The organism is Cryobacterium flavum, from assembly GCF_900103805.1.
Classification (GTDB): domain Bacteria; phylum Actinomycetota; class Actinomycetes; order Actinomycetales; family Microbacteriaceae; genus Cryobacterium; species Cryobacterium flavum.
In genome coordinates this window covers 1-18807 of the sequence record NZ_FNIB01000017.1, presented here as the reverse complement: position 1 = coordinate 18807, position 18807 = coordinate 1, and the positions used below count along the sequence as shown (strand labels likewise).

Annotated in this window: 19 protein-coding genes; 10 read left to right on the top strand and 9 right to left on the bottom strand. The window is 66.2% G+C overall.

Annotation, left to right across the window (positions count from 1 at the left end):
* Positions 1-3: 3 nt before the first annotated feature.
* Positions 4-783 (bottom strand): response regulator transcription factor, encoded by a 780-nt coding sequence (locus tag BLS91_RS17325; protein WP_092342007.1) that lies wholly within the window; start codon positions 781-783, stop codon positions 4-6.
* Between the two features lie 297 nt (positions 784-1080).
* Here BLS91_RS17325 and BLS91_RS17320 point away from each other — a divergent pair, with 297 nt between their 5' ends.
* The 3 genes from BLS91_RS17320 to BLS91_RS17310 are packed head-to-tail and all read left to right on the top strand — an operon-like array spanning position 1081 to position 3289.
* Positions 1081-1860 carry a glycosyltransferase family 2 protein gene (locus BLS91_RS17320; protein ID WP_092342006.1) on the top strand — a complete coding sequence of 260 codons (780 nt, stop codon included), beginning with the start codon at positions 1081-1083 and terminating at the stop codon, positions 1858-1860.
* Positions 1857-2525 (top strand): TIGR04282 family arsenosugar biosynthesis glycosyltransferase, encoded by a 669-nt coding sequence (locus BLS91_RS17315; RefSeq protein ID WP_092342005.1) that lies wholly within the window; start codon positions 1857-1859, stop codon positions 2523-2525. Before BLS91_RS17320 ends, BLS91_RS17315 begins: the two co-directional genes overlap by 4 nt.
* Positions 2522-3289, top strand: coding sequence for a methyltransferase domain-containing protein (locus tag BLS91_RS17310; protein ID WP_233197430.1), 768 nt, complete (start codon positions 2522-2524; stop codon positions 3287-3289). Before BLS91_RS17315 ends, BLS91_RS17310 begins: the two co-directional genes overlap by 4 nt.
* A 125-nt stretch (positions 3290-3414) precedes the next feature.
* Here the strand turns inward: BLS91_RS17310 and BLS91_RS17305 are convergent, their stop codons facing one another.
* A complete protein-coding gene (locus tag BLS91_RS17305) occupies positions 3415-3933 on the bottom strand; it encodes a hypothetical protein (RefSeq protein WP_134505159.1) in 519 nt (172 codons plus the stop codon).
* A complete protein-coding gene (locus BLS91_RS17300) occupies positions 3933-5189 on the bottom strand; it encodes a molybdopterin-dependent oxidoreductase (protein WP_092342003.1) in 1257 nt (418 codons plus the stop codon). Before BLS91_RS17300 ends, BLS91_RS17305 begins: the two co-directional genes overlap by 1 nt.
* A gap of 112 nt (positions 5190-5301) precedes the next feature.
* On the opposite strand from BLS91_RS17300, the gene BLS91_RS17295 reads away from it, so the two are divergent.
* The 3 genes from BLS91_RS17295 (at position 5302) to BLS91_RS17285 (ending at position 8097) form a co-directional block, all read left to right on the top strand.
* Complete coding sequence (locus BLS91_RS17295; protein ID WP_241983011.1) at positions 5302-6687, top strand: glycosyltransferase family 87 protein; 1386 nt, start codon at positions 5302-5304, stop codon at positions 6685-6687.
* 127 nt (positions 6688-6814) lie between these two features.
* The gene (locus BLS91_RS17290) at positions 6815-7855 is read left to right on the top strand and encodes a glycerophosphodiester phosphodiesterase family protein (protein ID WP_092342002.1); all 1041 of its coding nucleotides are present in this window, start codon (positions 6815-6817) and stop codon (positions 7853-7855) included.
* Positions 7856-7857: 2 nt separating this feature from the next.
* Positions 7858-8097, top strand: coding sequence for a hypothetical protein (locus BLS91_RS17285; protein WP_092342001.1), 240 nt, complete (start codon positions 7858-7860; stop codon positions 8095-8097).
* 187 nt (positions 8098-8284) lie between these two features.
* Here BLS91_RS17285 and BLS91_RS17280 read toward each other — a convergent pair whose 3' ends face one another.
* The 3 genes from BLS91_RS17280 to BLS91_RS17270 all read right to left on the bottom strand — a co-directional run bounded on the left by BLS91_RS17280 (position 8285) and on the right by BLS91_RS17270 (position 11559).
* The gene (locus BLS91_RS17280; RefSeq protein WP_092342000.1) at positions 8285-9637 is read right to left on the bottom strand and encodes an ABC transporter substrate-binding protein; all 1353 of its coding nucleotides are present in this window, start codon (positions 9635-9637) and stop codon (positions 8285-8287) included.
* 75 nt (positions 9638-9712) lie between these two features.
* Positions 9713-10576: a carbohydrate ABC transporter permease gene (locus BLS91_RS17275; protein ID WP_092341999.1), complete on the bottom strand. Its 864-nt coding sequence runs from the start codon at positions 10574-10576 to the stop codon at positions 9713-9715.
* Positions 10576-11559: a carbohydrate ABC transporter permease gene (locus BLS91_RS17270; protein ID WP_092341998.1), complete on the bottom strand. Its 984-nt coding sequence runs from the start codon at positions 11557-11559 to the stop codon at positions 10576-10578. Before BLS91_RS17270 ends, BLS91_RS17275 begins: the two co-directional genes overlap by 1 nt.
* A gap of 197 nt (positions 11560-11756) precedes the next feature.
* Here BLS91_RS17270 and BLS91_RS17265 point away from each other — a divergent pair, with 197 nt between their 5' ends.
* Positions 11757-12776, top strand: a complete 1020-nt coding sequence (locus tag BLS91_RS17265) for a glycerophosphodiester phosphodiesterase family protein (protein ID WP_092341997.1) — start codon at positions 11757-11759, stop codon at positions 12774-12776.
* 224 nt (positions 12777-13000) lie between these two features.
* On the opposite strand, the gene BLS91_RS17260 is transcribed toward BLS91_RS17265, so the two are convergent.
* Positions 13001-13681, bottom strand: a complete 681-nt coding sequence (locus BLS91_RS17260) for a hypothetical protein (RefSeq protein WP_092341996.1) — start codon at positions 13679-13681, stop codon at positions 13001-13003.
* A 347-nt stretch (positions 13682-14028) separates the two neighbouring features.
* Positions 14029-14475, bottom strand: a complete 447-nt coding sequence (locus BLS91_RS17255) for a metallopeptidase family protein (protein WP_092341995.1) — start codon at positions 14473-14475, stop codon at positions 14029-14031.
* A gap of 44 nt (positions 14476-14519) precedes the next feature.
* Between BLS91_RS17255 and BLS91_RS17250 the strand changes: the two genes are divergently transcribed.
* Complete coding sequence (locus BLS91_RS17250) at positions 14520-14744, top strand: DUF3499 family protein (RefSeq protein WP_092341994.1); 225 nt, start codon at positions 14520-14522, stop codon at positions 14742-14744.
* 187 nt (positions 14745-14931) lie between these two features.
* Here the strand turns inward: BLS91_RS17250 and BLS91_RS17245 are convergent, their stop codons facing one another.
* Positions 14932-15366, bottom strand: coding sequence for a MarR family winged helix-turn-helix transcriptional regulator (locus BLS91_RS17245; RefSeq protein ID WP_092341993.1), 435 nt, complete (start codon positions 15364-15366; stop codon positions 14932-14934).
* Between the two features lie 177 nt (positions 15367-15543).
* Here BLS91_RS17245 and BLS91_RS17240 point away from each other — a divergent pair, with 177 nt between their 5' ends.
* Both BLS91_RS17240 and ahcY read left to right on the top strand, forming a co-directional pair.
* The gene (locus BLS91_RS17240; RefSeq protein ID WP_092341992.1) at positions 15544-16767 is read left to right on the top strand and encodes an MFS transporter; all 1224 of its coding nucleotides are present in this window, start codon (positions 15544-15546) and stop codon (positions 16765-16767) included.
* 90 nt (positions 16768-16857) lie between these two features.
* Positions 16858-18345 carry an adenosylhomocysteinase gene (gene ahcY / locus BLS91_RS17235; RefSeq protein WP_092341991.1) on the top strand — a complete coding sequence of 496 codons (1488 nt, stop codon included), beginning with the start codon at positions 16858-16860 and terminating at the stop codon, positions 18343-18345.
* Positions 18346-18807 lie beyond the last annotated feature (462 nt).

Here is an 18807-nt window from a genome sequence, read left to right as displayed (position 1 = left end):
CGCTCATCCCGCGCTCCTCGATGCGTCGTTAGCGGGCGTCGAACCGGCCCCAAGCGGCACCGGATCGAACCGGTATCCGACCCCCCACACGGTATTCACGAGCAGCGGATGCGCCGGGTCGGCTTCGACCTTCTCCCGCAACCGCCGCACGTGCACGGTCACGGTGGACAGGTCCCCGAATTCCCAGCCCCAGACCGAACGCAGCAACTCCTCGCGGGTCAGCACCCGCGACGGCCGCCAGATCAGATAGGCGAGCAGGTCGAATTCCCGGCTCGTGAGCACGAGCGGCTTGTCGCGCAACCGAATCTCGTGTGCGGCGAGGTTGAGCGAGAATTCGCCGGCGTCGAGGATCCCCTCCGGAATGGATTCGGTGCCGCTCCGCCGCAATACTGACTGCACCCGCAGCACCAGCTCGCGCGGAGAGAACGGCTTCACCAGGTAGTCGTCCGCGCCCGCTTCGAGCCCTTCGATGCGGTGTTCCTCCTCGCCGAGCGCCGTCAGCATGATCACCGGAAGCGCGCCCCAGCTCACGCGGATGCGGCGACACACTTCGATGCCATCGAGCAGCGGAAGCATGCGGTCGAGCACAATAAGGTCGGGCTGCGCGAGTTCGGCCTGGCGCAGGCCGGCAAGCCCGTCCACGGTTTCATCCACGACGAATCCGGCGGCGCGCAGGTATCGCCCGACCACCTCGGATACCGTCGGGTCGTCCTCGATCAGGAGCACGCGACGGCCGGCGAGGGCATCCGCTCGGGGCGGCGCAAAATATTGGGAGGGAGACACCCCCTCAGACTAGGCGCGCGCACCCCATACCGCGCGGGGCGCGCGCACCCACCTGTCGGTCGGTCCAGCGGATGCCCCGCCTCACGCCGTCCGCCCAACCGGACGGGGCCCGGGCCCCGTCCACGGGCCCAGCTTCTAAACTGGGCCCAGGGCCACAACATGGGCCCGGACAACCAACCCGCCACCGGCATCCGCCAATTGTGCGTTGAGCCACTTCACATCAAACGCCCAGAAACATTCAGCGGTTCGTAACCTGTTTCGCCCCGAAGCCCCAGACCTCCCCTTTAGGGTCGAAGAATGATGAATATTCGGGTCGATGTGGTGTTGCCCTGCCTCAACGAGGCGCAGGCACTGCCGTGGATCCTCGAACGCCTGCCCGCCGGCTACCGCGCGATCGTCGTCGACAACGGGTCGACCGACGGGTCCGCCGACCTCGCCCGCATCCTCGGCGCGTACGTCGTGCACGAACGCCGCCGTGGATTCGGCGCCGCCGCCCACGCCGGGCTCCTCGCCGCGACCGCCCCGATCGTGGCCTTCTGCGACGCCGACGCCTCGATGGACCCCCGCGACCTGCCTCTCGTGGTCGATCCGATCAGCGCCGACGAGGCTGATCTCGTGCTTGGTCGCCGTCGCCCCACGACCCGAAACGCCTGGCCTCCGCATGCCCGTCTAGCAAATACCTATCTTTCCTGGCGACTGCGCCGAATAACAGGTGTGAACATTCATGACCTGGGCCCCATGCGAGCGGCCCGCCGCGACCACCTCCTCGCCCTCGACCTGCACGACCGCCGCAGCGGATATCCGCTCGAGATGTTTCTCGGCGCGGCCGCAGCGAATTGGCGCATCCGCGAGGTGGACACGGGCTACGCGCCGCGCGTCGGCCGCAGCAAGGTAACCGGAACCGTGCGCGGAACCCTGACTGCCATTCAGGACATGTCCGCGCTGCTCAGCGCCAACAACGCCCAAAGTGCCAACAACGCCCAAAGTGCCAACAACGCCCAAAGTGCCAACAACGCCCGAAGCGCCAACAGCGCGAGCAGCACCGGGAACCCAAACACCAACGAGGCCCGCTCATGACCGCTATCGTCGTCATCGCCAAGGAATGCCTTCCCGGCAAGGTCAAGACCCGCCTGCACCCGCCGCTCTCCCTCGAGCAGGCCGCCCAGCTTGCGGCCGCCAGCCTCGCCGACACCCTCGCCGTCGCCGGCGCGCTGCCCGCCACCCGTCACATCCTCGCGTTCGACGGTGTGACCCCGCCGCCGGAGGCATCCGATTGGGAGATTCTGCCGCAGACCTCCGGCAGTCTCGACGAGCGACTCGCCGCCATCTTCGACCACCTCGACGAGCCGACGCTCCTGCTCGGCATGGACACCCCCCAGATCAACGCCGCCGCGCTCGCGCCCGTCTTCACCGGCTGGGGCGACGAAACGGATGCCTGGTTCGGTCCCGCAGACGATGGCGGTTTCTGGGCGCTCGCGCTCAAAAACCCGACCGGCGCGCTGCTCCGCGGCATCCCGATGAGCCGCGCCGACACCGGCGCCCACCAGCTGCAACGCCTCGACGAGGCCGGCCTCACCGTCGGCCTGCTGCCCTCACTCACCGACATCGACACCATAACGGATGCCCACACCGTCGCCTCCAGCGCCCCCCACACCCGGTTCGCGCGTGCTTTCGCGGGGGTGACGGCATCCGCTCTGTTGCGGAATGCCGAATTGCCCACCGTGAACGGGGCACGCTCATGACCCTCGTGTCGCCGCGCCTGTGGGAGCAGTCGGCCGACTGGGAACTCGACGACGCTGCCAGAGACCGCGCCACGGCCGAGCGTTTTCGCCGCCCGACCACGTTCGGGTCCGGCGGATCCGAACCGTATGCCCAGGCGCTGCAATCCGATGACAACGTGCTGTACCTGCACGGCAATCGAGCCGATGCCGATCCGGGAACGCCGACGCGCGTGTCGACCATGCACGCCGGGCGCTGGAGCGCCGGAGCCGATGCAATCGACCGTTCCCTGCTCTGCGGCGTCGCGGGACCGGTGCTGGACATCGGCTGTGGACCGGGCCGCATGATCCAGGCCGCGATCGACGAGGGACTCGATGCCCTCGGCGTCGACGTCTCGCCGACCGCCGTGCGCATCGCCCTCGCAGCCGGTCTCGCCGTGCTGCAGCGCTCCGTCTTCGACTACATTCCGCTCGCGGGAACCTGGGCGACCCTGCTCCTCGTTGACGGCAATATCGGTATCGGCGGCGACCCCGACGCTCTGCTCGACCGCTGTGTGTCGCTGCTCTGCGCCGACGGCGTGCTCGTCGTCGAGGTGCACCGCGACCCCGAGCATGACCTCGCCTACGAGGGCACCTTGCACGACGCGGCCGGACACACGAGCGATGCGTTCCCCTGGGCCGAGATCGGCGTCAGCGCCCTGCGCCGCCGCGCGGCCCGCGTTGGACTCGTGCAGGTCGCCGAATGGACCCGCGGAGGCCGTTCCTTCGCCCGCCTAGCCCGCGCCTGACCGTACCTTCTTTCCGGGCCCGGGCCCGGGCCCGGTAACTGGGCCCATGCTAGATCATGGTCCCAGTTCTCAAAGCTGGGCCCGGCCGCTCCTCAATAGCGGGCCGCCGACAACAGCCACCCACCTCAGCGCCCGGAGTCGTCCGGAAAAGCCACGTCCGGTCGTCGCCCGCGCAGAAACGCCCACACCGACAGCCCCACGGTTACCACCGCGAGCACGAGCCAGAAAATCCCTAGGTTGAGCCCGTAATTCAGCGGCAGCACCGTTGGGTTGGCCGGGGCGAAGTTTTTTGCCACGATCAGTGGCACCGCCACGAGCGAGACCAGAGACCCGACGACAATGCCGCCCTGCACGATCGCAATGATCGTCCCGGTCGCCCGTCGTCCGACCCGCCGCAGCGCAATCCCGAACGCAAACACGATCGGCGCCAGAATCGCATCGTGCAGCACGATCGCCGCCGCAATCCACAGCGCCACCCCGGGAATGCGGGTCAGCCGCACCGAGTCGAACATCACGAACGCGCCCCAGGCCAGCATCAGCACGCCGACACCCAGCAGCACCAAGCGGATGCTGCGCATCCGTTGACCGGTCGACGCCTCGATTCCGGCCGGCGGTGGTGTCAGACCGCCTTGAAGAGAAGTCATCAGATCGCCTCGATTCGGCTCAGCCACTTGGTCTGCAACACACCGGGCCGGCCGGGCGCGATCATGCGGGCCGGATACCCGTGCTCAAGGTCGAGCGTCTCTCCGTTGAGCTCGAGCGCAACGAGCGTGAGCGGGTCGCGCACATACTCGCGCCCCATCTGCGTTTTGCTGAAACTGCCGCGTTCTTCGAGGCTGATCAGACGAAACGACGTGTCAGGGTCGGCGTTCATCAGATCGGCGAGGTCGCGCAGTCGCACACCCCGCCACGAAGCCATCTGGCTCCAGCCCTCGACACAGGCGATCGGCAGTTGCACGGACGTCTGCGGCAGTGCGAGCAGCTCGTCCCGAGTGAACGAGCGTTCGGTGCCGGAGACAGCGAGGGTGAGGCTCCACGCGGGGGCCATGGCGGCATCCGCTACCTTGGCCTGTTCGCTCGTGCGGTTCACCGGAACTCCCTGCTGGCCGACGCCCTTCTTGCGCGGCGCGAACAGGTTGACCGCGTTCAGCGGTGTGAAGGTCTGCCCGGCGGTGAGACCGACGACGGCGGTCGTAGCCACACCGACCGTGGTGAGAAACCCGCGCCGACTGACCCGCGACGCAGTGCGCGGCGTCGCGTCAATGTAGTCGAGCACCCGCCCGGTCACGCCATTGGGGCGGGTCGTGCCCCAGAGGCGCACGGCCTCGGCATCGGAACCGCGGTCCCCCGACACCGCATCGGAGAGATGCTCGTCGTCGGAGGACGGAGATTTGTTCCAGTACCGCGTGATCACCGGAAGCTTGACCGCGATGTGGATGACCAGCAGCCCGATCAGCACCCAGCCGAGCGCAAAGTGCACCTGCCGAAACGGAAACGGCCACGGGTACCACTGGTAGGTGTTGAGCAGCCCGATCGTGATCTGAACGAGCGAGGCACCGACAAACAGGGCGATCGACGCGCGCTCCAGAAAATGCACGATGCCGCGAACCGGGGGATACGCAAACAGGTTTGGAAAGACGATGTACAGCTTGGCCAACAGCAGCGGAAAACAGGCGATGCCCGTGATGATGTGCGTGCCCTGGGTCACCTGGTAGAGAAACTCGGGCCGGGTCGCGAAGCGCATCCAGTCGAGCGGTTCCTGCAGAAAGTGGCTGTACAGGCCGGTGCCGAAGCAGATCAGAAAAGCGGCGCCAAGCAGCCGCCCGATCACGGTGGCCATGCGCGGATTGCGCACCGGCGACGCCAGCGCTCGCTGGGCCTCGTACATCAATCGCCGCATACCTTCATTGCACCACCGCGCCGCGCTCAAAAAGGGTAAGAATTCCTTACGATGTGCGGGTGAATGGGTGAACGGTCCCGGAAAAGTCACGACCCATGAGACAGACTGAACCGTGCGCATAACGATCATCGCTGCCCTGCTGGTGGCCAGCGCTGCCCTCACCGCGTTCGGCGTGCTCACGTTCGACCTGTTCAACCCCGACCGCGACGAGGTGCAGCTCGTGCTGGTCACGAGCGCGCTCTGGCTGCTCTTCGGCCTGGCCTGGTGGCTGTTGCGCCGTGTCCGGGGCAAAACGGTCGTTGCGCTGATCCTCGCCGGTTCCGCTCTGATCGGCGGCGCCGCCATGGTCGGCCCACCCAACACGAGCACCGACTCGGCCCGTTACGCCTGGGACGGCATCGTACAAACCAACGGCATCAGCCCCTACGCTTTCACGCCAGCGGATGCCCGCCTCGATTCCCTGAGACCAGATTGGCTCTTCCCCGCACCCCAGACCAACGCCGTCGGCACAGAAGTCTGCGTCGGTGAACGCATCGTGCGCGCCCGCACGACCGATGGCGACCTGCTCTGCTCGGCCCTGAACCGTACGGCCGTACCCACGATCTATCCGCCGGCCAGCGAGATTTTTTTCGCCGGTGTGCGCTTTCTCACCGGACCAGGGCCGGAATATTGGCCGCTGCAGCTCACCGGGTTGCTGCTGAGCCTCGGAACGACCGTCCTGCTCCTGAACGGCATGCGCCGCCGCGGCCTGAACGAGAGAAACGCGGCCCTTTGGGCCTGGTGTCCGCTCGTGGCGACCGAAGCCATCACCAACTCGCACGTAGACATGCTCGGCGTCATTTTCGTGGTCGCGGCCGTGTTCCTGGTCTCGAGCAAAAAAGTCTGGCGCGGCGGCATCATGCTCGGAATCGCAATCGGCACCAAACTCATTCCCGTGCTGGCGGCACCGGCGCTGCTGAAAAGGGGCGGGTGGCGCATGGTGGCGGCATCTGTTCTGAGTTTCGCTCTGCTGTACGTGCCCTATGTGCTCGCCACCGGAATCGGGGTGCTCGGCTACCTGCCCGGCTACCTCACCGAAGAGGGCTACCAGGACGGCTCGCGGTTCGCGCTGGTGTCTCTGGTCGCGCCGGGGGCATCCGCTGTGATCGTGGCGGGCATTATTCTGGCGATCGTGGCCGTTCTCGTCATCATCAAAACCGACCAGACCCAGCCCTGGGTCGGTCAGCTCGTGATGATCGGCGCGACCCTGCTCGTGCTCAGCCCCCGCTACCCCTGGTATGCGCTGCTGCTGCTGCCGTTCGTGGCGCTCAGCGGCCGCTGGGAATGGCTGCTCGTGCCGATGGCGCTCACCCTGCGGTTGCTCCTGCCGAACCCGCAGCTCACCCAGGTGTCGATCGCGGTCGCGGTGATCGTGATCGTGGCCGTCTCGCTGCGCCGCGCCGGCCCCGGTGCGCTCAAGCAGATGCTGCCGCCCCGCCTGACCGCCCGTCGCGCGTAACGCAGTCAACGTGTTAACACAGAGTTCATGCGCCTGACCGCTGCGAAGCGGATGCCGGCCACCTCGCCTCCTTAACGTGGGCAGATGCACGCCTCTCGGCGTGCTTCGATCCACGAAAGAGTGCCGCATGCGCAAGATTGTGATCATCGCGGCGGCTGCCGCCCTCAGCACGGTCCTGGTCGGCGGTGCCGTGGTGGCCGCGCAGGGGGAGCCGGCGCCCGCCGCGCAGACACCCCGCGCGACACAACTCGCCGAGTTCGACCTGCAATCCCACCGCGGCGGCCGCGGCGAACATTCCGAAGAGAGCCTCGCCGCCTTTGCCGCCTCGCTGGAGCTGGGCGTCAGCACCCTCGAACTCGACACCCATCTCACCCGCGACGACGCCGTCGTGGTCTGGCACGACGATGTGCTCACCGCGACCAAGTGCCGCGACACGGATGCCGCCTTCCGCGGCGACCCGCAATTTCCCTACGCCGGCAGCCGGGTGCGCGAGCTGACCCTGGAACAGATCCAGACGCTCGATTGCGGCTACCAGCAGCTTCCGGGCTATCCGGAGCAGCAGAATGTGCCGGGAAACACCATTGCCGAACTCGCCGACGTGTTCGCGCTCGTCGACGTTCACCAGGCCGACACCGTGCAACTCAACATCGAGACCAAGATCGAGACCCCCGGCCCGGCGGGCGCAGACGAAATGAAGGCGCTCACTCGCGCCGTCGTCGCATCGATCGAAGCGTCGGGCCGCGCCGATCGTGTGACGGTGCAGAGTTTTGACTGGGCGTCCCTCAACCTCGTGCGTGAAATCGCCCCTAAGCTGCGACTCGTCGCTCTCGCCCAGGACGAGGACTGGCTCGGAGTCGGCCGGCCCGGCGCGAGCGTGCACCTGGGCGGCATCGACATCGACGACTACGACGGATCCGTCGCCCGCGCCGCTGCCGCGCAGGGGTATGACGCGCTCTCGCCGATCTTCGAGACGGTCACGCCCGAGCTCGTCGCCGCGGCGCACGCGGCCGGACTGCCTGTGATCCCGTGGACGGTCAGCGAGACCGCGCTCATGCACACCCTCATCGACCTGGGCGTCGACGGCATCATCACCGACTATCCGACCCGGCTGCGCGCCGTGCTCACCGAGCGCGGCCTTGCCCTCCCGACCGCCTACCCAAAGCTGTGAGCATGATCGCTCGGCTGCTCGCCACCGTGTTCACGGAGCCGCGTCGCCGCCTCGCGCAGGCGGCCGGTCGCATCCGTCGTGCTCTGCGCTATGAGGCCCATGCCTACTGGCGCTCCCGCCCGATCAACCCGCACGCGGTGCTGTATGAGGCGTTCAATGGGTCCGGCCTGCTCTGCAAACCCGAAGCCCTGTTCCGACAGCTCCGTATTACCCCCGATCAGGCTCATTTGCGGCACAATTAGGCGCTGAAGAACCCGCGCGCGGCGCGCAAAGAGTTTCGCCGCGATCGAACGGTGCGCTTCGTGAAAAGCGGCTCGCCCGCCTATTATCGGGCGCTCGCCACGAGTCGCTACCTGGCAAGCCGATGCCGCCCCGGCAGACGCAAAAGCGGGCCCGCCAACCGGCGAGCCCGCTCTCCTGCACCCGGAGTTACAGGTACGCGCTCACGTTCTCGTCGAACGAGGTCGCGATCGCCGTGCTCGCAACGGCGAAGGCCTCGGCCGGGGCGGCCTGCTGCAGCATGATCTTCTCGAGCGCGGTGGTGAGCTCCTTGTCGCCGTTCGGCACGAAGACGCGGCCCCAGTCCTGCGAGCGAGTCGTCTCGAGCTGGTCGACGGCGGTACGAAACTGCGGGAACTCGGCGTAGACCTTGGTCATGGTCTCGCCATCGCGGGCCGAGGTGCGCACCGGCATGTAGCCCGTGTTCGAGGAGAAGTACGCCGTGTTCTCGGAGTTCGTCAGAAACTTCAGGAACATGCCGGCGGCCAGCTGCTGTTCCGGCGTGCGGTCGGAGGCGATCGCGACGCCGGTTCCGCCGGTCGGGCAGGCCTGCCCTTTCGGGCCTTCCGGCAGAAAACCGGTGCCGACGTCAAACGTTGCGGCCTTCAGAATGCCGGTCAGCGAGCCGGTCGAGCCCATGATGCAGCCGGTCAGGCCAGCACCGAAGTCGGCGACCTGGTCGACCGCGGCCACGGTAGCGATCTTGCGGTCGTAGATCAGGGACTGCAGGTAGTCCGCCGCTGCGATCGCTTCGGGAGTGTCGAGAGTCATCGTCCACTCGTCGGAGTAGGCGCCGCCCTGGCCCCACAGCATGTTGCAGAACCACCAGGCCGCCCAGGATGCGCCCTTGCCGAGTCCGAGCGGCATCACGCCGCCGTCGGCCGCAATCTTCGGTGCCCACTCATCAAATTCGGCCCAGGTCTTCGGTGCCCGGTCGGGCAGCCCGGCCTTCGCCCAGACTGCCTTGTTGTAGTAGAACAGCGGGGTGGAGCGGGCGTAGGGGATAGCCCAGTGGTTGCCGGTGAAGGTGTAGTCGTCGTACAGCGTCGTGTTGAAGTCGGCGGTGTCGAACTCGAGGTGCTTGGCGAGGTCGTCCAGCGGCAGAATCTGGCCGTTGATCATGTACCGGAACCACCACACGTCGCTCGCCAGCACGAGGTCGGGCACGCTGTTGGTGCCCGATGCCGCCTGGAACTTCTGCGCGATCTCGTCATAGTTGGCGCCGGCCGTGACCAGGTTCACCGTGATCTCGGGGTTCTCGGCCTGGAAGCGCTTGATGATCTCTTCCTCGATCAGCTTCGAGGTTCCCGGGTGGTTGCTCCACCAGGTGATCTCCTTGGCCGGAATGACTCCCGTCCAGTCCGTGACCGGTGCGTCAGCGGCGCCGGCACCCGCTCCGAGCGAGGGCCCGCTGCACGCGGCGAGAGTGGCGGTGGCTCCGAATACCGCGGCGAGCTTCAGAATCTGCCGGCGGTTGATGGTGAACGTGGGTGTCGCGGTCATAGAACTCTCCTTGTAGGGGTAGGCACAAGCGGAAAAGAGGGGGGCATCCGCTTCAATAAAACGGATGCCCGCAGATCAGCCGGTCACGCCACCGGCGGTCAGTCCGGCGATGATGCGTTTCTGCAGCGCAAAGAACGCGATCAGCACGGGCACGGTGACCAGCACGGTGCCGGCCATCAGCACGCCCCAGTTGGTGACGCCGTCGTTGTTCTGCAGCAGGGTCAGGCCCACCGGCAGCGTCATCATGTCGGAGCGGTCGACGACGAGCAGCGGCCAGAGGTATTCGTTCCACTCGGAGACGATCGAGACCAGGGCGACCGCGGCGATGGTCGGCGCGCTGATCGGCACGATGAACCGCCAGAGGCGCATCCAGTGGCTCGCACCGTCGAGGGCTGCGGCTTCGAGAATACTGATCGGCAGGGTCAGAAAATGCTGACGAAACAGAAAGGTGCCAAACGCGCTGGCCAACCCCGGAACGATGATGCCCTGGTAGGTGTTGATCCAGCCGAGCGAGGCTACGAGGGTGAAGTTCGGGATCATAACGATCTGCTGCGGAACCAGCAGGGCAAAGATGACCAGCCCGAAGACGAATTTCTTGAACGGAAACTCCAGAAAGACGACCGCGTAGGCGGTGGTCAGGCCGAGCAGCATCTTGAGGCCGGCGCCGATGACGGTGGTGATGGTGCTGTTGAGAAAGAAATTTCCAAACGGCACGGCGGCCAGGGCTGCCGCATAGTTGGACAGGTCATAGGCTTCAGGCAGCCACTGGATCGGCACGGTGTAGATCTCGTCGCGTTCCTTGAACCCGGCCAGGAACATCCAGGCCAGCGGCAGGATCATGATCGCGATGGCCAACACGAGGCCGAGGTAGCCGCCGAGCTGCAGCGGCTTGCGGCGGCGCGGTGCGGCCGCGGTCGTTGAACGGCTAGGCGTGGCCATTAGTAGTGCACTCGTTTCTCGACGTACTTCATTTGAATCAGCGTGACCACGAGCAGCACGGCGAACAGAATCGTCGCGACGGCGGAAGAATACCCCGCCCGACCGGCCTGAAAGCCCTCCTGGTAAATCTGGTACATCATCGTGGTGGTGCCCTCGAGCGGTCCGCCCTTGGTCATCGCCTGAATGATGTCGAACGACTGCAGAGAGCTCAGCAGGGTGGTGATCGACAGAAAGAAGGTCGTCGGGCCGAGCAGCGGCAGCACGATGTTGCGAAACGCGCGCACCGGCGACGCGCCGTCGAGCGAGGCAGCCTCGAGCAGGTCGCGCGGCACCGACTGCAACGCCGCCAGGTAGATGAGAGCTACGTAGCCGACGTTCTTCCACAGGTAGACGATGATGACCATGACCAGCGCCCAGTGCGGATCGTTGTACCAGGGCGGTGAGGCCACGCCGATCGCGTCGAGCAGCGCCGCGGTGATACCGAAGTTCGGGTCGAACACGAACAGCCAGAGCAGGCCCACCGCCACTCCGGAGAGTACGTACGGTGCGACCACAATGGTGCGGGCCGCGCCGCGACCGTGCAGCTTGCGATTCAGAAGCACAGCGAACAACAGCCCGATCACCATGCCGCCGCCGACGGTCGCGATCGTGAAGATCAGGGTGACCGTGACGACGCGAACGGTGCCGGGATCGTCGAACCAGGTCACATAGTTACCGAGGCCCACCGGAATCGCCGATGCCGAGCCGAGGTTCCACTGCAGTGTGGAGTAGTAGAGCGACTGCAGCAGCGGCTTGTAGGTGAAGACGATGAGCAGCGCCACGTTCGGCCCGGCGAACAGCAGAAACAGCAGCCACGATTTCCACGGCTTTTTCTTCTTACGCGGCGTGAAAGTACGGGGCATCACGGGCGACACAACGCCGGTCGAAACCGATACCGCCACCGCTGAATCGGTGCTGCGGTGCAGGTCCTCGATGGTGGGCATACGCTGAAATCTCCCTGAAAAATACCGTCGGCCAAGCAGCGGACTCTGTCAGGTTAGGGAGCGCCCGTGGCGCTGATCGGCCAATTTGATTGTTTGCGCGCACTCTTCGCGAGTCGTTCGCCTGCACCGCGTCGAAACTTCAGCGGGTGTTCACCTGAGCGGCTATCGACGTCACCCGGCACCGTTACGGTGTGCAGATGCCCCCTCTTGTCATCGGTCACCGCGGAGCCAGCGGCTACCGCCCCGAACACACTCGTTCCGCCTACGACCTCGCGTTCGAGCTCGGCGCCGACGCCGTCGAGCCCGACATTGTCGCCACCCGCGACGGCATATTGGTGCTGCGCCACGAGAACGACATCTCCGCCACAACGGATGTCGCCTCCCGCACCGAATTCGCCGGCCGCCGCACGACCAAGGAATTCGCCGACCACACCCTCACCGGCTGGTTCACCGAGGACTTCACCTGGGCCGAACTCGCCACGCTGCGCGCCCGGGAACGCCTCGCCCACCTGCGGCCGACGAGCGCCGTGCACGACGACCAGTATCCGATCCTTCGGCTGAGCGACCTGTTTCACCTCATCGACGAGGCCTCGAACACCTATCGGCGCACCCTCGGCATGGTCGCGGAAATCAAGAACGCCGCCTATTTCGAATCGATCGGCCTGCCGCTCGACGAATTGTTCGCCGCCGAGGTGCGCGCGGCCGGCTGGAGCAACGACGACGAGCGCCTCATCATCGAGAGCTTCGAACCGACCGTGCTCGAGCAGCTCGCTGCCCGGGGCATCAGCGCTCAAAGCGTGTTTCTCATCGCCCCGACCGGACAGCCGCTCGACAAAATCATCGAGCTCGGCGCCGCAGCCCCGTACTACTCGGACTATCTCACCGACAGCGGCCTCGCCGCTCTCAGCGTTGACGGTATTAGCGTTGACAAATCCCTGATCATCCAGGCGGATGCCGCCGGCGAGTTGGTCGTCTCGTCTCTCGTCGCGAACGCCCACGCGGCCGGGTTGGACATCCTCTGCTGGACGCTGCGCCCCGAGAACGCCTTCCTCACTGAGCCGCATCGCCGCGGTGAACAGGCCGCCGAATTTGGCCACTGGCGCGGCGAGTTCGCAGCGGTCATGGGCAGCGGCATCGACGGGGTCTTCGTCGACCACCCCGACCTCGCCGTGACCGTGCGCGACGACCTGCGCAGCCGGGCGGCGGCATCCGTTTGACGCGCCGCGCGGATGCCGCCGCGCAGTCCCGCCGCCTAATCCTGCCGTGGCACGCGTTTGAGAAGTTGGCACTGGTTTGAACACGTGCCAACTTCTCCAAGACGTGCCACGAGCCCGCCGCGCGCGCACGTCACGTGCGACACACCGCCCGGGCACGCAAAAATCGAGGCCCGCCGTGTGGCGAGCCCCGATTCGTGCTGTGACGCTGACTCTCTTGTGAAGAGCTACTTGGTGGCGGCGGTGATCGTCGCGATACCAACGAGCAGCTGGTCAGCGACGGCGTCGGTCTTGAACGTGTCGTTCAGCAGGCCGGCGGCGACGGAGGAGATGTGCACCGTGGTGCCGGTGAGGATGGCGTTGTCGCCGTCCATCTTGAGGGGCTCCAGGGTTCCGCCGTAGAGGTTGAAGAGGAGAACCTGGGTCGCGGCGGATGCGCCGTTGACCGAGACGTCACCGAAGAGCTCCGAGGTGCCCGGGTCGATGGTGAAGTTGGTCAACTCGACGACGGTGTCGCCGGCGGCCAGCGAGAAGCCGGAACCCTCGTGCTGAATGGAGCCCTGAACGAACGGGCGGTAGCTTTCGGCCGGGTCGTAGTAGTCCACGTTGCCGCCGGTGATCGGGAAGTGCAGGCTGCCGTCTTCGAGGGTGGCCGTTCCGACGGTTCCGGCGGTGAGGCCGAGGCTCGTCAGGGCAGCGGCGAAGTTGGCGTCGAGTAGCACCGCGGTGTCAACACCGGAGAGGCTGGGGATCGAGGCGAGCGGCGTCGGGGTGGCTTCGGCCGAGCTGGACGAGCTGGCGGCAGGCGCCGGGGTGGTCGTGGTGCCGGTCGCCGAGCAGCCGGCGAGGCCGGCGATGAGAATTCCAGCAGATGCGAAACCGATGGTGGCCTTGGTGAATGTACGCATGGGATAAATCCTTTTCTGTAGTTCGAGCAGGTGGTGTTGGGGTCTGCATGGTGTTCGGTTCCACCCCCGAAATGGTTTGGAATTACCCCAATCCGTTACCGTTCTGTTACTCAATTCAGCAAACGTTCAGACAAGCGCGCGCGCTAATAGCGCCGCGATCCCAGTCGCAGAAAGGGATCGCGGGGTTGCCGCCCTGCGAATGCCCGCCCCGCCCGCATTCTGCGCGTGGCACATATTGGGGAAGTTGGCACTGGTTTGAACACGTGCCAACTTCTCAGACACATGCCGCGACGCCCAGTGGCCGACGCTTCTCTGTGGCGGTGCTCGCCGGAAGCGCGCCCGGCGGTCTAGAAGTGGCGGAAGCGATCCGGCGCGAGATCCCAGGGGTCTTTGCCGAGGAGTTCGGCGACGCCGCGAAACACGCAGGTCTCGATCATCATGCGCTGGTGCATCTCGTCGTTCTCGTGCAGGCGCGACAGCCGCTGAATCGGCAGGCGGTAGAACACCACGCGATTCGTCTCCGGCGTGACCATCCAGCGCTCGACCCCGACACCGGGGATGACCGAGGGCGGTCCGGCGGCCACCTCAAAAACCGACTTGCCCAATTCTTCGGGCCAGACGCCGCGCAAATACTCGATCGTCGAGGCGATCGTCATGTCGAACAGGTCGATGCGGGTGCGCAGCGGCGGCAGAAACGGGCCGGTCGCCGAACTACGGATGCCGCGGCCGTGCCGGTCACGCCCGCGGCCGCGCACGGTCGGTTCGGGCGAAGCGGATCGACGGGATCGGGACATGCTGCCATCCTACGGCGGGCTGGGAGCGGCTACCCTTATAGGCAATGACATTCCGCCCGTGTTCTCGCGTTGCCTGCCTCGAACCCTCGGTGGCCACGCTCACCTTTGACTATGGGGAGTCCCTGGCTGTGCTCGGCCCGCTGTCCGGCCGCAAAGAACCGCACAGTTTTGACCTGTGCTCGCGTCACGCCGAGCGCACGAGCGCTCCCCAGGGCTGGCAGCTCATGAAGCACCGCTTCGTGGCCGACGACCCCGACTCTCCCCGCTAGCATCGGTGGCAGGGCCCGGCCTCCGACCGACGCGCTGACGCGGCCCGGGGGAACGCTGCTGAACCGTTCGGACCGGGCTAGCCGGCGATAGCTTTGACGAGACCGGCCAGTGCCGGTGCCAGCCGAGCGGATGGCAGTGCTCGCTTGAGCGCGGCATAGTGCGACGTGCCGAGCCGTTCGGACCGGGCTAGCCGGCGATCGCGTCGACGAGACCGGCCAGTTCCGGCGCCAGCCGAGCGGATGCCAGCGCCCGCTCGAGTGCCGCATCGTGCACCGGGCGGGCCCGATCGTGCAGGGCGTGCCCGGCCGCGGTGAGTTCGGTGTAGATGCCGCGCCGGTCGTCGGCGCAGAGAACGCGGGTGAGCAGCATCCGCTCTTCGAGGCGGTTGACCAGGCGGGTGGTCGCGCTGCTCGACAGGGCGGTCGCGCCGGCGAGTTGCTGCATGCGCATGTGCCAGCCGTGTTGGCGGCCGAGCGCGTCGAGCACGGTGTACTCCACGACCGACAGTTCGACCGCGCCCTGGAGTGCTCGCTCGAGTTCGGTGTCAATGGCCGCGTGCAGGGATGCCAGGGTACGCCAGCCCTGGGCGCGCACCTCGACGGCGTCGTCTGCAATACCCATGGATCCTCCGGTGTTCACGATGGTTGCTTGCGCGGATAGCTAGCGTGTGCAAGTATTTGTAGCGCGCCTGCAACAAGTGTTGGCTGCAACTACCAGCGCGTTCAATTACCAGCGTAGGTGGTCAATCTGTGTCCCGCCAGAGTTGGCGCTCATCCGTCCCGTTCAAGGAGTTTCGCCATGCCCATCAGCCTGATCGCCCTCGCCCTCGGTGGCTTCGGAATCGGCCTCACCGAATTCGTCATCATGGGCCTGCTGCCCGAAGTTGCCGCCGACTTCGCGGTGACCCCGGCCGTGGCGGGCTGGCTCATCTCCGGCTACGCGCTCAGCGTGGTCGTCGGCGCGCTCGGTCTCACCGCCGCCGTCAATCGGTTCTCCCGCAAACGCGTTCTCGTGGCGCTCATGGTGCTCTTCATCGTCGGCAACCTGCTCTCGGCCATCGCCCCCACCTACGGAATCATGCTCAGCGGCCGCATCATCGCCGCCCTCTGCCACGGTGCCTTCTTCGGAATCGGCGCCGTCGTCGCGGCCAGCCTCGTTCCCGAGAACAAGAAGGCCGGCGCGATCGCGATCATGTTCACCGGGCTCACCGCCGCCAATGTGCTCGGTGTGCCGTTCGGTACCCTGTTCGGCCAGGCCTTCGGCTGGCGCTCCACCTTCTGGGCGATCACCGCGATCGGCGTCGTCGCCCTGCTTGGTCTGGTCTTTCTGCTGCCGGCCATGGCGCCGCCGCGCGCCGGCACCGCGAGCCTGCGCCAAGAGCTGCGCGCCTTCCGGTCGCCGCAGGTGTGGCTGTCGATCGCGGTCACCGTGCTCGGCTTCGGCGGTATGTTCGGAGCCTTCACCTATATCGCGTTCACCCTCACCGAGGTGGCCGGCTTCGCGGCGAGCATGGTGCCGTGGCTGCTCGTGGTGTTCGGCGTCGGACTCTTCGCTGGCAACGTGCTCGGCGGCAAACTCGCCGACCGCAACCTCGACGCGAGCCTGCTCGCCTTCCTCGGCGCCCTGACCCTCGTGCTCGTTTTCTTTGCGCTCACCGCTGCCAACCCGATCGCGACCGTGGTCTCGCTCATTTTGATGGGCGGATTCGGCTTCGGCGTCGTTCCCGGCCTACAAATGCGGGTGATGCGCTACGCAAACGGCGCCACCACGCTGGCTTCCGGCGCCAACATCGCGGCGTTCAACCTCGGTAACGCGCTCGGTGCCGGAGCGGGCGGCAGCCTCATCGCCTCCGGCCTCGGCTACACGGCGCCGATCTGGGCCGGAGCGGCCGCCGCGCTCGTGGCGTTCCTCGTGATGGCGCTGGCCGCAGCGGGCGCGCGGCGCCGGGCCGCGGCATCCGCTCTGCCAACGGACCGCGGCCAGCACGAGGAAAGCCGCAGCGAAGTGGCAGCGCGAGCGTAGCGGCGAGCGTAGCGGCCAGCGCGAGCGATTACGCGCACAACGAGCGTAAGAATGTCGAGTTCATTCAGGCTGAAATGGCAAGATAGTGCCATGACTGTCGCCGCACCCACCGTGCCCTCCACCTTCACCTACAAAATCGCCGATCTGTCGCTCGCGGAGGCTGGGCGCCACCAGCTGCGCCTGGCCGAGAACGAGATGCCCGGCCTCATGGCCCTCCGCACCGAATTCGGTGAGACCAAGCCGCTTCTTGGCGCCCGCATCGCCGGATCCCTGCACATGACCGTGCAAACCGCCGTGCTGATCGAGACCCTCGTGGCCCTCGGCGCCCAGGTGCGCTGGGCCAGCTGCAACATCTTCTCCACGCAAGACGATGCCGCCGCCGCGATCGCGGTTGGCCCCACCGGCACAACGGATGCCCCGGCCGGCGTTCCCGTGTTCGCCTGGAAGGGCGAAACCCTCGAGGACTACTGGTGGTGCACCGCGCAGATCTTCGACTGGAGCGCCGAGGCGGCTAGCGCCGGAGCCAGCTGGACCGGCCCGAACATGATCCTCGACGACGGTGGCGATGCCACCATGCTCGTGCACAAGGGCCGCGAATTCGAGTTGGCAGGTGCCGTACCAGCGGATGCTGCCGGTGACAGCCACGAATACGGCGTCATTCTCGCCGCCCTCCGTAAGTCCCTGGCGGAGTCGAGCGACCGCTGGACCCTGGTCGCCGCCGACCTCATGGGCGTCACTGAAGAAACGACCACCGGTGTGCACCGCCTCTACGAGCTCGCCGCGAGCAATGAACTGCTCTTTCCGGCCATCAACGTGAACGACTCGGTCACCAAGAGCAAGTTCGACAACAAGTACGGCATTCGTCACTCACTGCCCGACGGCCTCAACCGCGCCACCGACGTGCTGATCGGCGGCAAGGTCGTCTTCGTCGCCGGATATGGTGATGTCGGCAAGGGCGCCGCCGAAGCTCTGCGCGGCCAGGGCGCCCGCGTAATCGTGAGCGAGATCGATCCGATCAATGCGCTGCAGGCCGCGATGGACGGTTTTCAGGTGGCCCGCCTCGAGTCCGTTGTCGAGCAGGTCGACATCTTCGTCAGTGGCACCGGAAACTTCAACGTCATCGGCGTCGACCACATGCTGCGCATGAAGCACCTCTCCATCGTCGCCAACGTTGGACACTTCGACAACGAGATCGACATGGCCACGCTCGAGTCGCTGCCGGGTGCCGTCAAGGTGCAGATCAAGCCGCAGGTCGACGAATGGCGCCTCCCGAGCGGACGCAGTGTGCTCATTCTGTCGGAGGGGCGCCTGATGAACCTCGGCAACGCCACCGGCCACCCCTCGTTTGTGATGAGTAACTCCTTCACCAACCAGGTGCTCGCGCAGATCGAGCTCTACGTCTCGCCGGAGAAGTACCCGGTGGGCGTGTACGTGCTGCCCAAGCTGCTGGACGAGAAGGTGGCACGCCTGCACCTCGACGCCCTCGGCGTGGAGCTGACCGTGCTGACTCCCGAGCAGTCCGCCTATATCGGCGTTCCCGCCGAGGGTCCCTACAAGGTGGACCACTACCGCTACTAGCCCCTGCCCGTATTGCGGACGGGGCCCAGGCCCCGTCCGTGGGCCCAGTTTATAAACTGGGCCCGTGTTCATAGGGTGGGCCCGGTAGGTGCGACACGCCCGGGTGGGGTGCGTTTTGACGGGTGGGTGTGGTGGCCGTAGTGTATCTATACGTACCCCAAAGGTGCGAAAAGCCGCAGTGCTTTTCGGCCTCATGTGGGACCAGATCGTAGCCAGATCAGCTGAGAGTGCTTGTTTCAAGTGCGTTGAAGTTGGGCTAGGATAGTAAGCCTCCCATCGAGTGTGTGTTGCTGGTTGAGTCGGGTTTTCTGAGCGTTTTGGTGTGCTTTGCATGCCGAAAACTGCCCGGTTTGGCCGATTTGACAGCGACTGGCTGGGTGGGTAAGTTAGACAAGTTGCCCCGGAGCGACAGCCCAGAACAGGGCCTGAAGTCGGGTGTGTCCGATCCTTGAGAACTCAACA

Coding starts and splice junctions, on each gene's coding strand:
- BLS91_RS17320 (WP_092342006.1), top strand. CDS start 1,081: ATGATGAATATTCGGGTCGATGTGGTGTTGCCCTGCCTCAACGAGGCG.
- BLS91_RS17315 (WP_092342005.1), top strand. CDS start 1,857: ATGACCGCTATCGTCGTCATCGCCAAGGAATGCCTTCCCGGCAAGGTC.
- BLS91_RS17310 (WP_233197430.1), top strand. CDS start 2,522: ATGACCCTCGTGTCGCCGCGCCTGTGGGAGCAGTCGGCCGACTGGGAA.
- BLS91_RS17305 (WP_134505159.1), bottom strand. CDS start 3,933: ATGACTTCTCTTCAAGGCGGTCTGACACCACCGCCGGCCGGAATCGAG.
- BLS91_RS17300 (WP_092342003.1), bottom strand. CDS start 5,189: ATGCGGCGATTGATGTACGAGGCCCAGCGAGCGCTGGCGTCGCCGGTG.
- BLS91_RS17290 (WP_092342002.1), top strand. CDS start 6,815: ATGCGCAAGATTGTGATCATCGCGGCGGCTGCCGCCCTCAGCACGGTC.
- BLS91_RS17285 (WP_092342001.1), top strand. CDS start 7,858: ATGATCGCTCGGCTGCTCGCCACCGTGTTCACGGAGCCGCGTCGCCGC.
- BLS91_RS17280 (WP_092342000.1), bottom strand. CDS start 9,637: ATGACCGCGACACCCACGTTCACCATCAACCGCCGGCAGATTCTGAAG.
- BLS91_RS17275 (WP_092341999.1), bottom strand. CDS start 10,576: ATGGCCACGCCTAGCCGTTCAACGACCGCGGCCGCACCGCGCCGCCGC.
- BLS91_RS17270 (WP_092341998.1), bottom strand. CDS start 11,559: ATGCCCACCATCGAGGACCTGCACCGCAGCACCGATTCAGCGGTGGCG.
- BLS91_RS17265 (WP_092341997.1), top strand. CDS start 11,757: ATGCCCCCTCTTGTCATCGGTCACCGCGGAGCCAGCGGCTACCGCCCC.
- BLS91_RS17260 (WP_092341996.1), bottom strand. CDS start 13,681: ATGCGTACATTCACCAAGGCCACCATCGGTTTCGCATCTGCTGGAATT.
- BLS91_RS17255 (WP_092341995.1), bottom strand. CDS start 14,475: ATGTCCCGATCCCGTCGATCCGCTTCGCCCGAACCGACCGTGCGCGGC.
- BLS91_RS17250 (WP_092341994.1), top strand. CDS start 14,520: ATGACATTCCGCCCGTGTTCTCGCGTTGCCTGCCTCGAACCCTCGGTG.
- BLS91_RS17245 (WP_092341993.1), bottom strand. CDS start 15,366: ATGGGTATTGCAGACGACGCCGTCGAGGTGCGCGCCCAGGGCTGGCGT.
- BLS91_RS17240 (WP_092341992.1), top strand. CDS start 15,544: ATGCCCATCAGCCTGATCGCCCTCGCCCTCGGTGGCTTCGGAATCGGC.
- ahcY (WP_092341991.1), top strand. CDS start 16,858: ATGACTGTCGCCGCACCCACCGTGCCCTCCACCTTCACCTACAAAATC.